At 75.4% G+C, this 13,469-nt stretch carries 8 protein-coding genes; all 8 read right to left on the bottom strand.

The genetic code is table 11. The annotated features are described in order from the left end of the window. Positions 1-101 precede the first annotated feature (101 nt). The 8 genes from ABH925_RS07595 to ABH925_RS07630 all read right to left on the bottom strand — a co-directional run bounded on the left by ABH925_RS07595 (position 102) and on the right by ABH925_RS07630 (position 13,433). Entirely contained in the window at positions 102-2,996 is a 2,895-nt protein-coding gene (locus tag ABH925_RS07595; protein ID WP_370146304.1) for an FtsX-like permease family protein, read from the bottom strand. Beyond that, positions 2,993-6,451 carry an FtsX-like permease family protein gene (locus tag ABH925_RS07600; RefSeq protein ID WP_370146305.1) on the bottom strand — a complete coding sequence of 1,153 codons (3,459 nt, stop codon included), beginning with the start codon at positions 6,449-6,451 and terminating at the stop codon, positions 2,993-2,995. The genes ABH925_RS07595 and ABH925_RS07600 overlap by 4 nt, the downstream gene beginning before the upstream one ends. Positions 6,452-6,616: 165 nt before the next feature. Then, a complete protein-coding gene (locus ABH925_RS07605) occupies positions 6,617-7,021 on the bottom strand; it encodes a globin (protein ID WP_370146308.1) in 405 nt (134 codons plus the stop codon). A gap of 94 nt (positions 7,022-7,115) precedes the next feature. Continuing rightward, positions 7,116-8,183, bottom strand: coding sequence for an ABC transporter permease (locus ABH925_RS07610; protein ID WP_370146309.1), 1,068 nt, complete (start codon positions 8,181-8,183; stop codon positions 7,116-7,118). Next, a complete protein-coding gene (locus tag ABH925_RS07615) occupies positions 8,180-9,109 on the bottom strand; it encodes an ABC transporter ATP-binding protein (RefSeq protein ID WP_370146310.1) in 930 nt (309 codons plus the stop codon). Before ABH925_RS07615 ends, ABH925_RS07610 begins: the two co-directional genes overlap by 4 nt. Before the next feature lie 98 nt (positions 9,110-9,207). Continuing rightward, entirely contained in the window at positions 9,208-10,491 is a 1,284-nt protein-coding gene (locus tag ABH925_RS07620; RefSeq protein WP_370146311.1) for an FHA domain-containing protein, read from the bottom strand. A gap of 64 nt (positions 10,492-10,555) precedes the next feature. Next, complete coding sequence (locus tag ABH925_RS07625; RefSeq protein ID WP_370146312.1) at positions 10,556-11,896, bottom strand: VWA domain-containing protein; 1,341 nt, start codon at positions 11,894-11,896, stop codon at positions 10,556-10,558. Between the two features lie 58 nt (positions 11,897-11,954). Continuing rightward, positions 11,955-13,433, bottom strand: coding sequence for a PP2C family serine/threonine-protein phosphatase (locus ABH925_RS07630; protein ID WP_370146313.1), 1,479 nt, complete (start codon positions 13,431-13,433; stop codon positions 11,955-11,957). Positions 13,434-13,469 lie beyond the last annotated feature (36 nt).

Genomic DNA, 13,469 nt, shown 5'->3' on the forward strand with positions numbered 1-13,469 from the left:
GCTGCCTGGTACATCGCTGCCCGCCCCGCCCCGTCGCCCCGCCGCACCGCCCGCCGCACCGCCTGCCGCGCTGCCCGTCGGCGGCTGCCCGCGCCCGTCGTTCACCGCCGGTCGCCCGCCCGCAGTTCGGTGCCGATCTGACGCCGCCCCAGCACCGCCGCCTCGGCGCTGACCACCCCCACCGTGAGCAGCAGCAGCGCCGCCCCCGGCAGCAGCAGGGGCAGCGGCTCCGCCTGCAGCCCCGAGTCGACCGTGGCACCCACCAGGGCGCTGAGATCCACCGCCGGGCTCAGCAGCGGGATCGACGCCGCCCCCAGCGCGGTGCCCGCCAGCACCCCGGCCAGCACCTGCGGCAGCGCCTCCACCAGGATCAGCGCATAGCCCTGACGGGGGGTCAGTCCCATCGTGCGGAGCCGGGCCAGCAGCGCCGAGCGTCCCGGCGCGGCCTGGAGCAGCGCCAGCAGTACCGCGACCACGCACAGCAGCGCGGCGGCCAGCACCGAGGCCAGGTACAGCCGGGCCGCCCCGGTCTGCAGCGGGTCCGTGCCCAGCTGGGCCAGCAACTCGGCGCGTACCTGGACGTCGGTCAGCGACGGGCCGGAGGTGCGGTCCACCACCGCGCGCAGGGCCGCGCCGTCCACCGGGCCGTCGATCAGCAGGGTGGTGGGCGCGTCGGCGCCCTGCTGCGGACGCGGCAGCGCGGTCAGGGCGGCGGCCGGAGCGAGTACGAAGCTGGAGCGGCCGGCCGGGGTGCCGGCCAGCGTGCCGACCACCCTGACCTCGAAGGTGCCGAACTCGTCCTGCACCGGGAACGGCGCGCCGCCGAGCACCTGCGCCACGTCGGGCGAGGCGAGGACCGGGATCGGCCCGGTGCCGGCGTAGGCCAGCCGCGCGGGATCGAAGCCCTCGCCGGCCGGCCTGCTCATCGCGGCGTAGCCGGCCGGGTCCACCCCGTACAGGTCGGCCGCGGTCCCGGTGACCGAGATCGGCACGGTGCCGCGCAGCACCGGCTGGACCGTGCGCACCCCCGGGGACCGGCGCACCGCGGCCACCAGAGCGGCCGGCAGCGGCCCCTGCGCCCCGTCCACCCGGGCGTCCGCGCCGACCTGGAGCAAGGCGGCCTGGGCACGCGCGGTGCCGACGTCGCTGAGCAGCTCCGAGCCGAACACGCCCACGGTCAGCGCCAGCAGCATGGCCAGCAGCGGCAGCACTGAGGCGGTCGCCGACGCCCGTCCGGCGCGGGCCAGGCCGAGGAAGGCGACCGCGCCGCCGCGCCGGGCGGTGGGCCGGGCCACCGCGCGCAACGGCCACGGGTAGACCCGCATCAGCAGCAGCGCCCCGGCCAGACCCAGCAGCACCGGCGCCGCCGACAGCAGCAGGTTCGGTCCGTCGCCGGCCGGCAGGCCCTGCCGTCGCACCCCGAACCCCGCCGCCGCGGCGACCACCAGCACCGACACCTCCAGCACCGTGCGGCGCCGGGACGGCCGGGCGGTGGTCACGTCCTCGGCCCGGCCGGCCGCGCGGATCCGCCGGTGCCGGGCCAGCGCGCGCAGCGGCACCGCGAGCAGGGTCAGCAGCGCCGGCGCCGCGGCGGCCGCGACCGGCGCCTGCCAGCGCGGGCCGGGGAACAGCAGCAGCGCGCCGGCCAGCCCCAGGCCGCCGCCGAGCAGGACGCAGCAGCCGGTCTCGGCCAGCAGCCGCAGGCCGAGACCGGTCAGTCCGGCACCACGGGCGCGGAGCAGCCGCAGCTCCTCCTCGCGGCGGTCGGCGGCGAGGCCCGCGGCCATCAGCAGCACCGCCCCGGCCACCCCGGCGGCGCCGGCCCCGCCGACCGTCAGCACCGGGTCGAGCGCGCCGCTGTGCGCACTGAACGCGGCCAGTCCGATCGGCAGCGAGGAGCTGAGTTCCACCCCCTGCGGGATGCCGGGGGTGCCGTTGGCCTGGCCCGAGTCGGCGCCGGTGGTCAGCGCCGACAGCTCGCTCTGGGCGGCCGGGATCTCGTAGGCGTGCAGTTGGCCCGCCGCGACCGGGAACCACCAGTACTCCTCGATGCCGCCGAGGTCCGCCAGATAGGGGTTGGCGCCGGCCCCGACCACCGCTTCCATGTGCCACTGCCGCAACCGGTCCTGGGTGAGCGGGACATGTACGTCGAAGGTGGGCTGCCGCAGCCGCGGCTCGCCCTGCCAGAAGGCGGCGCCGGGTTGCAGCGGCTGGTAGACGCCGACCACGGTGAGCACCGCGCGGCGGCCGAAGTCGGGGGACAGGTGCAGCACCGAGCCGGTCTTCAGGTGCATGATCGTGGCGGTGCCGGCACTGACCGCGACCTCCAGCGCCAGCGGCGGAGCGGTTCCGAACCGCAGGACCGGGGTCGGACCCGGCCAGTCGCCCGGCGGGCCCTGCGGGAGCCGGCCGGACACCATCCGCACCTGTGCCGCGAGGTCCGCCTGCCAGTCGAGGGTGAGCACCGGCGCCAGATCCTCGGGGCGCGGCAGCCAGGGGTCGTCGAGCCGGTCGTTGATGCCGGTGCTGTGCAGGCCGTAGCTGACGTCGACCGGGCGCACCCGCAGCGGCGGGGTGATCGCGGGGGCGATCCCGTCCCTGGTCCGGAGCAGCGCCGCGGGGGCCGAGGAGTCGGCGTCCTGCAGCGGACGCTGGCCCGGTCCGCCGTACGAGAGCCGGCCCTCGACGGCCCGTGCGGACAGCGGGGTGCCGGCCAGCGCCTTGTCCAGCGCGGAGTCCTGGTACCGGTCGTAGGCCCGGGGGAAGCCGGCCGCCAGCAGCACGGTGACCGCGACCAGCAGCATCAGCGCGACCGCCGCGCCCGGCGCGGACCGCAGCCGGGTCCGGGTCCATGGCGCGACGGACCGGGGACGGCGCCGGACCGGGGCCCAGCCGCGGTCCGGAGCGGGGGAGCCGGGAGCGGAGGCGTCTGGGCCGGACGCGTCGGGGCCGGAGGTGGATGCGCCGGCGGCGGGGACGTCGGGGGTGGCTGTCATGACTCCTCCGGTTGGCGCAGGCGCTGGGCCGGGTCGCCGCCGCGCAGCCCGGCCAGGGCGGCGACCAGCAGCGGCACCGCCGCGATCGCGAGCAGCAGCAGGAGCAGGCGCCCGTCGGGGATCAGCACCCGGACGTCCGGCACCGGCCGGCGTGCCTGCGGGGTGAGGACCAGCAGCGGAACCACCATCCGGGTCACCGTCTCGCCGAGCAGCAGCCCCACCCCGACGCCGAGCAGCACCGGAAGCCCCAGCTCCACCGTGGTGGCCCGGGCCAGCACTCGCCGGGGCGCGCCCAGCGCCCGCAGCACCGCGGTCTCGCCGGCCCGGCGGCGCACCGCTCCGGCCGCGTCGGCGGTGAAGCCGACCGCGGCCAGGGCGACCGCCAGCGCGACGGCCGCCAGCAGCGCCGCCTCCGGGCCGGTGCCCAGCGGGTCGTTCTGCCGCGCGCCGGCCACCTCGTCGCGCACGAAGACCGCCTGCACCCCGGGCAGCGCCCTGGCCTCGGCGCCGACCCGCCCGGCCGCGCCCGGCGCGGAGCCGGTGGACAGCCACCACTCGCTGGGCGTCATCGGGATGCCGTTGGCGGCGGCACGGCGGTTGTAGGAGGGAAGGTCGACCAGCAGCGCCCCGCCGTAGGCGGCGGGGTTCGGCTCGGCCACCCCCGAGTCGACGATCAGGGCCGAGCCGGACAGGCCCTGCTCGGCGTCGGGGCCGGTGCCGGGCAGGGCGGTGACCACGGCCGCGATCCGCACGTTGATCGCGCCCTGCCCCGAGGGCAGCGGCAGCACCGAGCCCAGGTGCGCCCCGGTGCTGTCGAGAAAGCGCTGGTCGGCGACGGCGGGCAGCGGGGTGCCGGAGTCCGTCGCGCCCGCGGGGGTCACCGTGACGGTCCCGGTGGGGGTGTAGCCGGCGGTGCTGCCCCGGTAGCTGCCGGTGGCGAAGGTCAGCACCAGCGGGGCCTGCGCGGTCGTGCTCGCGGTGGCCGCTCCGCCGGGGGTGTAGAGGGTCGGGTCGAAGGCCATCGCGTTGCTGATGCCGGGGTCGAAGGCGGCGTCCCAGTGCAGCCCCGGCGGGGCCGCGGCCACGGAGTCACCGTGCACGGCCTGCACGGTGAAGGTCTGCCGGACCGGGCCCTGCGCCGAGACCGGCGTGGTCAGCGTCAGCGAGGCGAGGGTGAGCGGGTAGGCGGGGGTGCCGGCGCCCGCCGCTGCCGCCAGGTCGAAACGCACCGGGCGCGACTGTCCGTCCAGAGGCACGTCGACGGAGTCCAGGGTGTACCGGATGCCGTACCGGTCGACGACGGTCACCAGCATCGCCTCGGAGGACTCGGTCATCGTTGCCGGGCTGCCTCCGGCCAGCGCGGCCCGCACGTCCAGGGTCAGCACCGCCGGACGGCCGGGGATGGGCAGGCCCTGCCGGGCCGCGGGCACCGGTGCGTCCGGCAGCAGCGCCATCAGCTGCGCGGCGCTGCGGTCCGACAGGTCGGGGCGGAGCGGGTAGCGGCCGCCCTCGGTCGTGGCGTCCAGTGCGATCAGCTCGCCGGTGCGGCCGTCGGTGCCGGGGACCGCCTGCCGGCCGACCGGCACCGCGGCGGTCACCCCCGGCAGCGCGGTGTACTGGCCGCCCTGGCCGAAGGCCGGGGCGGTGTTCGACGCCACCCGGACGTCGCCGCCGGTGTCGAACGCCGCCTGGTCGCTCTGCGACCGGGTCCAGGTGGCGCCCTGCGCCAGCGACAGCGTGCCCACCGCGGCGGCCAGCGACAGCACCAGGATCGGCCCGGTGGCCTGGTGCGGGCGGCGGGCGAACTGCCAGCCGACCAGGGCGGCCGGCAGGCCGCGCCCGCGTACCGTCAACCGCTCGGCCAGCCGGGCCGCGAGCGGCAGCAGACGCAGGGTCAGCACCGTGCCCGCGCACAGCGCCAGGGTGGGCGCTGCGACCAGCACCGGGTCCACGCCGAGCGTCCCGTCGCTGTCCGGGGTCAGCATCCCGGTGCCGCCGCTCTGCGAGGCGTAGTGGTCCAGCTGCCAGTACGCGGCGAGGGCCAGCCCGACCAGGGCGAGGTCGGCCCCGCCACGGAGCAGGCCCGGCAGGGCGGCCCTGCGGGTCCGGCCGCGGCGCTGCTCGGACCAGCTCCTGGCCCGGGCCAGGGTCGGGCCCAGCATCACCAGCGCGCTGCACAGCGCCGCCGCCAGGGCCGCCCACCCGACGTCGAGCGGCTGCGGGACGTCCAGCCGCACCTGGGCGGCGGACAGCGGGCCGTAGTCGCCGAGCAGCCGGATCAGCGGCCCGGCCAGCAGCGGGGCGAGCAGCAGAGCCGGCAGCACCAGCAGCAGCGCCTCGGCCGCGGCCAGCGCGGCGACCCGGCGCGGTGCCGCCCCCCGGGCCCGCAGCAGCGCGTTGTCCGACTCGCGCTCCTCGGCCAGCAGACGGGCCGTCAGCAGCAGTGTCATCAGCGCCAGCAGCACCAGCTGCAGCACCGCGACCAGCAGGGTCGCCCGGGCCACCAGCACCGCGTGCTGCAGCTGGTCCAGCAGCTGCGGCAGCACCGTGACGGCGCCGTAGGTGGCGCTCAGCCCGTTGCCGGCGGGCGTGCCGACGCGGGTGGCGGTGGCCAGGTTCGCCGCGGCGAGGGACTGCAGCTGCGGACCGCGCAGCCCGCCGAAGTCGGCGTCGATCTGCCAGAAGGCCTGGTACTCGGCCACCGCGCCGGTGCGGAAGGCGGAGTCGTCGACCAGCAGCGGGCCGTAGCCGCTGCTGGTGCTGCCGCTGGTGCGCAGCGAGCCCTTGCCGGCCAGCGGGTCCAGCTGCCAGTAGCGGTCGCCACCGTCCCGGACCGTGTAGACGCCGGTCACCAGGATCCGCACGGTGAGGCCGGAGATACGGTTCTTCAGCGACAGCACCGTGCCGACCGGGCCGAGCCGGCGGGAGGCCGCGACCGGCACCGCCACCGGCACCGGTGGTGCGGCCGGGAGCGCGCCGGCCGGGGTTGTACCGGACAGGGCTGCGCCGGCCGGGGCTGTGCCGGACGAGGACGTGCCGGCCGGGACCGCCACGCCGGGCCAACTCCCGCTGAGCAGACGCAGTCTGGCCCGGTCGGGGGTGCCCAGCGTGGTGGTGTCGGGGTCGTCGGCGGAGCGGCTGCCGGGCAGCGAGTACGGGTCGGACAGGTGCAGCACCGCGGTGCTGGTGGGGAGTCCGGGGAAGGCGGCGGCGGCGATGCCGGCCAGGTCACGGCCGGCGGCGGCGCGGTCCTGGTAGGTGAGGTGGCGCTGCAGCAGCAAGGGCGTGCCGGCGGCGTCGGTGGTGGCCAGGGTCCGCCGGATCCCGGCGTCGCCGACGGCGGAGGTGAACCCGGCCAGCGCGGCCAGCACACTGGTGGTGAGCAGCACGGTGAGCAGTGCCGCGGCGATCAGCAGCCGGTGCGCCCGCAGGCGCAGCAGCACGAAACGACCCACCCTGTCCCCCGTGACCTCGGCTCCCCGGCGCCTGCTTCGCGGGCGATCCTGTCACGGACCCGAGTGGTGACGGAAGGACTTGCGCTGAGGAATGATCAGTTGGGGACTCGGCCGGGGATCGGCCACGGGGATCGGCTGCGCGGATCGGCGAGGGGCGGCCGGGGCTCAGCCGGGGGTGTTGACCATGGAGGCGGCGGCGTAGACGAGGTAGTCCCAGAGCTGCTCGCGGTGCTCGTCGGCCAGGCCGCACTCGTCCACGGCGGCCCGCATGTGGCGCAGCCAGGCGTCGTGCGCGGCCTGGTCCACGGCGAAGGGGGCGTGCCGCATCCGCAGCCGGGGGTGGCCGCGCTCGTCGCTGTAGGTGCGCGGGCCGCCCCAGTACTGCATCAGGAACAGCGCGAGCCGCTCCTCGGCCGGGCCGAGGTCCTGCTCCGGGTACATCGGCCGCAGCTCCGGGTCGTCCGCGACGCCCCGGTAGAAGGCATGCACAAGACGACGGAACGTCGGCTCGCCGCCGACCTGCTCGAAGAAGGTCTCGGTCTGCAGGGTGCCTCGCTTGATCTGGTCCACCTCACCATGGTCTCAGACCCGCCGAAGGCCCCACACGAAAATCCGCCCAGACCTTCGACCGCCCAGACCTTCGACCGCGCAGACCTTCAACCGCTCAGGCGTCCTCCCAGCGGAACAGCCGGACCGAGATCGCCGTCAGCACCGCGGCGAACAGCAGCAGACCGCCCAGGGTGGGCAGCGCCGCACCCCAGCCCCTGTCCCGGGTGAGCACGTCCTCCATGGCCGTCGTCAGATGGTGCAGCGGCAGCACCGTGGAGATCCCCTTCAGCCAGCCCGGGGTGTTGTCCAGCGGGAAGAACGAGCCGGACAGGAAGGCCATCGGCAGCACGATCAGCTGGGCCACTCCGGTCGCCGCCTGCTCGGTCTTGGCCCACGACCCCACCAGCAGCCCGACCGACATGAAGGCCAGCGACCCGGCCAGCACCAGCGGAATGGCGATCCACCACTGCCCGCTCAGACGCAGCCCGTAGTAGGGGAGGGTGGCCACCGCGAGGAAGATCGCCGTCTGCACCAGCGCCACCAGCAGCGTCACCGCGACCGGCGCGCAGATCACGGCGGACAGGCTGACCGGGGCCAGCCGCAGCCGCCGCAGGATGAACTTCCGGCGCCACACCACCAGCGTCAGGGCCGCGGTGAAGGTGCCGGAGGTGGCGATCGCCCAGCCCAGCAGGCCCGGGGTGAGGTACTGGATCGGCTTGGTGGACAGGTCCTCGACCTGCGCCGTGGTCAGCGTGAAGGTCGGCGGCCGGCCGCTGGCGGCCTGGTTGGCCTGTTGGACGATGCCGTTCACCACCCCCTGCACGGTCGCGGCCCGGGTCGGGTCGGCCACCGAGAAGCGCAGCACCAGCTGCCCCGTGCCGGACTGGCTGATCACCCCGTCGTCGTCGCCGTTCTTCACCTTCGTCAGCGCGTCGGCCTGGTTGTCGTCCCTGACCAGGGTCAGCTCCTGGGAGAGATCGCTGCGCTGCTGCGCGGTCATCGAGTCGAACAGCACCACGGGACCGGACTGCACCAGCGTGATGTGCGGAGCGCCGGCGCCCTTGAACAACGAGCCGAAGAGCAGCAGGAACAGCAGCGGGAACAGCAGGGTGAAGAAGACCGCGGCGCGGTCCCTGGTCCAGCCCATCAGCTGCGCCCTGGCCAGTGCGCGGAAGGCGCTCATGCGCGGTACTCCCGTCCGGTGAGCTGCAGGAAGACGTCCTCCAGGGTGGCTCCGCGGACCTCCAGGCCGCGCAGCGCGTCCTGTTCGGCGAGCAGGGCCAGCACCGGTGCGGGGGTGCGGGTGGCGATGGTCAGCGAGATCCCGTCGTCGCGCACCTCGGCGTCGGGGACCGCCGTGCCGCCCTCGCCGCCGGCCAGCAGCTCGCGGGCCCGCTCGGCGCCGAGCAGACCGGACTCGACGGTCAGCCGGGTCGGCGCGTCCAGCTCGCGGACCAGGGTGGCCGGCGGGTCGGTCTTCAGGATCCGGCCGTGGTCCATCACCGCGACCCGGTCGCAGAGGATCTCCGCCTCGTCCAGGTAGTGGGTGGTGAGGACGACCGTGCGTCCCTCGGCGTTGATCTCCCGCAGCAGGTCCCAGAGGTTGCGCCGGGCCTGCGGGTCGAGCCCGGTGGTCGGCTCGTCCAGGAACACCAGCTCCGGGTCGTGGGCCAGCGCACAGGCGATGGACAGCCGCTGGGCCTGGCCGCCGGACAGCTTCTCGGCGCGGGTCTCGGCGAACTCGGTCAGCCCGACCCGCTCCAGCATCTGCGCCGCCCGGCTGCCGCTCACCCCGTACAGCGAACCGAAGGTGACGATCTGTTCGCGCGCGGTCAGCCGCTCGAAGAAGGCGGAGGCCTGCAACTGCACGCCGATCCGGGGCAGCAGTGCGGCGTTGCGCGGCCACGGCCGCTGCCCGAGCACCTCGACGGTGCCCTCGTCGGGCTGGCGCAGTCCCTCCAGGATCTCCAGCGTGGTGGTCTTCCCGGCGCCGTTGGGTCCGAGCACCCCGAAGAACTCCCCGGAGTGCACCTCCAGCGACACCCCGTCGACGGCCCTGATCTCCCCGTACCGCTTACGCAGGCCATCGGCCGCGATCGCTGCAGTCATGGGCCGACGCTACAGGGCGGGCACGGGAGTTGTCTGCCGTCTCATGTGCCCGCCCTCTAGCGGCTGGTGCTGCCCCTAGTCTTCAAGCGCGCCGTCCTTCACGCGCGGTTCACGGTGATGGTGGTCCAGGCGCCGATGTGGATCCGGTCGCCGTCGTGCAGCGGGACCGGGGTGTGCGCCGGCAGCGACTCCGCGCCGCCGTTCAGTGTGGTGCCGTTGGTGGAGTCCTGGTCGATGACCACCCAGCCGCCGTCCGGCTGTTCCTGCAGCAGCGCGTGCTGGTGCGAGGCACCGGGGTCCTCCGGGGCGATCGACAGGTCGATCTCCGGGACGGTGCCGCGCTGGTTGCTGCGCCGCCCGATCCGGAGCTGGCCGCGCCCGGTCATCGGCACCCGTCTGTCCGGCGAGTACGGCGGGAAGTACAGCCCGGCGGCGTCCGGACCGCTGCGCGCCATCATGTCGCTGAAGTAGTCCCGGTCGGCGGCGACGGTGGCGACCCAGGTGCCCCGGCCGGCCGGCGGCTGCTGCGGCTCGGGCGCGGAGCCGGCCGGCGGCTCCAGCTCGAAGTCGGTACTGAACCCGCCGCTGGTGTCCCCGGTGGAGTACTGCACCCCGCCGTAGTTCCCGGCCGGGACCCCGTACGGGGGCGAGGCGGACGGCGACTGCTGCGGGTTCCCGTAGTCCGGCAGCGCGACCGGCGCGGGCACGTTGAAGCCCTGCGGCGCGCCCTGCTGGTAGTAGCCGCCCTGACCCTGCTGGCCGTCCGGCTGGTACATCGCCATCGGCACCGGCTGCCCCGGCCCGGGCGTGCCGGGCGGGTAGGACGGGCCCTGCGCGTACCCCGGCCCCGGCGGCTGCCCCGGCCCGGGACCCTGTCCCTGGCCGGGACCCTGGCCGTGACCCTGTCCCTGGCCGTGACCTTGCGGCTGCGCCGGTCCCTGGCCGGGGTAACCGGAACCCTGCGGCTGGCCCTGCCCCGGACCCTGGCCCTGCGGCTGCCCCTGGCCCAGCCCGTGGCCCTGCGGCCGGCCCAGCCCCTGGCCCGCGCCCTGGCCCCAGTCCGGCACCCCGCCTGCGGCCTGCGGTTGCGGAGCGGCCTGCTGCACCCGCCGGGACGGGGACGCCAGGTCGTAGTCGTACCCGCACTCCTCGCAGTACCGCCCGGTCTTCGGGGTGCTGCAGATCGGGCACATCTCCAGCCCGGCGGTGCCCTGTCCGCCCGGGACCTGTCCGCCCGGGCCAGGTCCGGCCGGGGCGGCCCCCCACTGCTGCGGCTGACCCCCCGGCGGCGCGGACTGCGGTCCCGGCGCGGACATGGGCAGACCGCAGTAGTCGCAGTAGTCGGCGGTCGGCGAGTCGTGGCCCTGCGGGCAGATCGGCATGGGGAGCCCCCCTCTGGCTCGTGGATGCAGCGCCCGGCCAGGTGGCCTGCTGCTTCTCTCGGTGTTACTTCTTCACACGGACGGTCTTGGTCGAGCGCGTTTCCAGGGTCATCGAATCCGCCTCACTGACGTTCTTACGGAATCGAACGGTACCCTCCTTCGCGTCGACCACGTCGACCACCTTCGCCAAGAGCCGGAAGGTGTCCTCATTGCCCGATTCGTGGGCAAGCTGGACCGCCTTGCCGAGCTTCGAGGTGGCGCTGTCGACATCCCCGCGCCGGTGCGCCTCCATGCCCTCCTGGATGGCGTTGGCCAGATCCGCCTGCCCGGTGTAGTGGGCGACCTGCGGGCTGATCTTGGTGGAGGCGGAGATGTCGTCCGTCCACACGGCCTTGACCAGGCCCTGCGAGAGCACCTCGGAGGTGCCGTCCGGCTGCGGCACGACCAGGCTGATCCGGCCGGCCAGCATCTCGCTGCCCACGGCCGCGGCCGGAACCTCGATGCAGACGTGGTAGTCGCGGCTCTCGTCGCCCCAGGAGCCGGTCGGGTAGTCCCCGGCGCGCGGCGCGGAGTCCTTGCGGCGCGCGGTCAGGTCCTCCACGGCCGGGGCGACCTGCTTGACGAACTTCACGGACGCGTTGGCCGGCGTCCACACCCGCAGGGCGACGTCCGCGACCTCCTTGCCCATGGCGTTCTCCATCATCGACCGGAAGTCGTCGGCCAGCAGGGCCGGGTCGGCGACGATGTCGACGGTACCGAGCAGGACGGAGGAGATCCGGCGCAGCTCCTCGATCTCCCAGTCGGTGCCCACGCCGCGGCAGTCCGCGGTGAAGTGGCCCTGCACCCGGTCCAGGGTGCGCTGCAGGTCGGCCGGCTTCTCGTGCTCGTTGCGGCCGTCGGTGAGCAGGATGCCGTGCCGGATCGAGATGTCCCGGCGGGAGAGGAACAGCTGGTCGGCCTTGCTCAGCCAGGTGCCGATGGCGGTGCCGCCGCCGGGGGTGAGCCGGCGCAGCGACTGCTTGGCCTCCTCGCGGCTGCCGGCGTGCGACACCGCGAGCTGCCCGCTGCCCGGGTAGACCTCCTTGGCCTCGTGGGTCCCGGCGACCACGGCGAAGGCGACGCCGTCGCGCACCGCGTCGATGGCGGCGGCGGTGGCCTCACGGGCGGCGCGGATCTTGGTGGACGGGTAGTCCATGGACCCGGAGCAGTCGACCATGATCACCACGGCGGCGTCCGGGCCGTCGCTGAAGTTGACCGGCTGGGCGCTGACGCCGGCGGCGGTGCCGCCACCGGTCGCGGTGACCGTGACGATCGCGTTGACCTCGCGGGCGCCCTCCGCCAGGTACTCGTTCTGGAAGATGTCGACCGCGAAACGGGGAAGGTTGGTCTTGCCGAACCTGGCCATCTTGATCCTTAGAGATAGACGTTCCGGCGTCCTGGCCGGGTGGTTGCGCGGTGCACGCTCAGAGTTCGTCGGAGGTGGCGCCCGGTCCGCCCAGCACCGGCAGCGTGTGCTCGGTGGGCGTGTAACCGGGACGCAGCGGGACGCAGGGGAGCACGGCGACGGTGATGTTGTCGTGCCCGCCGCGCTCGCAGGCCAACCGGACCAGCTCCTGGGTCGCCTCCAACGGGCGGGTACGGGCGTCGGCGGGGACGACGGCGGCCAGGTCCGCGGCCGCCTCCCAGTAGTTCCACAGTCCGTCGGTGCAGATCAGCACGACGCCGGGGACCTGCGGGACGAAGCTGACGATGTGCGGCTCGACCTCCTCGGCGTCTGCGCCGAGCCAGCCGGTGATCGCGTGGGCCCGGGGGTCGGCGTAGGCCTCGGCCTCCTCCATCAGGCCGGCCTCGACCATCCGGGCCGCCCAGGAGTCGTCCAGGGTCAGCCGCTCGGAACCGGACCGCTCGTCCGGGAACCAGTAGGCGCGGCTGTCGCCGACCCAGCCCACGGTCACCGTGCCGTCGACCGCGACGGCGCTGACGATGGTGCAGGAGGGGTAGTTGCGGTTGGGGTCCGGCGGTCCCTCCTGGCCGAGCGCCTCGACCCGGCGCGCGGCGGCCATGATCGCCTCGTGCATCGCCGCCGAGGCCTCCCGGTCCGACTCCAGCCACTCCAGCAACGACTCACTGGCCGTCTCGGCGGCCGCCTCTGACGCCTCGTCAGGACGGGTCGCCGAGGACACCCCGTCGCACACCACGGCGACCACGGCGGGCGAGCCGCCGGGGCGGGAGGTGGCGGCGACGGCGAAGGCGTCCTCGTTGCGGTGGTGCCGGTGGCCCCGGTCGCTGACGCCCGAGACCCCGGCCAGCGCCCGCTCCTGGTGGTCGCGCGGACGCGGCTGCGCCCGTCCGCAGCCCTCGCAGTAGCCGTCGGAGTCGATCCGCTGCGCGCCGCAGCCGACGCAGAGCGGTCCGGTACCCACCGGGGCCAGTACCGGGATCGCCTCGGTCGGGTCGTGCTCGGCCTCGGCACCCGGACCACCCTCGCCGGCCGGCAGCGAGGGCGCGGCCAGCAGGAAGTCTCCGGTGCTGCCCGGCGGGACGGGCGCCGGTACCGGCTGCGCCACGGCCGCGGGCGCCTGCCCGAGCACCCCGGTACGCGGATCCGGCTGCGCCGGGGCGTGCTCGGCACCGAACGCCGGCGCCTGCGCCGACGCGTTCGCCGCCGCCGGGGCGTGCTCCGGCATCGGCGGCAGCGCGGACCCGGGCAGGCCGTCGATCGCGACGGCGCCGCCCGGCCCGGCGTTCGACGAGGTGCCGTTCGACGTGGTGCCGTTCAGCAGGGCGCCTGCCGCCGAGGCGCCGCTCGGCACGGCGAAGGCCGCCGCCCCGGCAGGTGACGCCCCGGCAGGTGACGCCCCGGCGGAGGCCGCCGTGGCGGACGCCCCGCCCGGGCCTGCCGTGGCGGACGACGCCGCCAGGGCGGGGGACCGGAGGTCCATGCCGCACTCCTCGCAGAACAGGTCGCTCTCCCCGAC

The sequence above is a fragment of the Streptacidiphilus sp. EB129 genome, from assembly GCF_041262645.1.
GTDB lineage: Bacteria > Actinomycetota > Actinomycetes > Streptomycetales > Streptomycetaceae > Streptacidiphilus.

Excerpts from the sequence above, each read along its gene's own strand:
- ABH925_RS07595 (WP_370146304.1), bottom strand. The coding sequence starts at position 2,996 with ATGACAGCCACCCCCGACGTCCCCGCCGCCGGCGCATCCACCTCCGGC.
- ABH925_RS07610 (WP_370146309.1), bottom strand. The coding sequence starts at position 8,183 with ATGAGCGCCTTCCGCGCACTGGCCAGGGCGCAGCTGATGGGCTGGACC.
- ABH925_RS07615 (WP_370146310.1), bottom strand. The coding sequence starts at position 9,109 with ATGACTGCAGCGATCGCGGCCGATGGCCTGCGTAAGCGGTACGGGGAG.
- ABH925_RS07620 (WP_370146311.1), bottom strand. The coding sequence starts at position 10,491 with ATGCCGATCTGCCCGCAGGGCCACGACTCGCCGACCGCCGACTACTGC.
- ABH925_RS07625 (WP_370146312.1), bottom strand. The coding sequence starts at position 11,896 with ATGGCCAGGTTCGGCAAGACCAACCTTCCCCGTTTCGCGGTCGACATC.
- ABH925_RS07630 (WP_370146313.1), bottom strand. The coding sequence starts at position 13,433 with ATGGACCTCCGGTCCCCCGCCCTGGCGGCGTCGTCCGCCACGGCAGGC.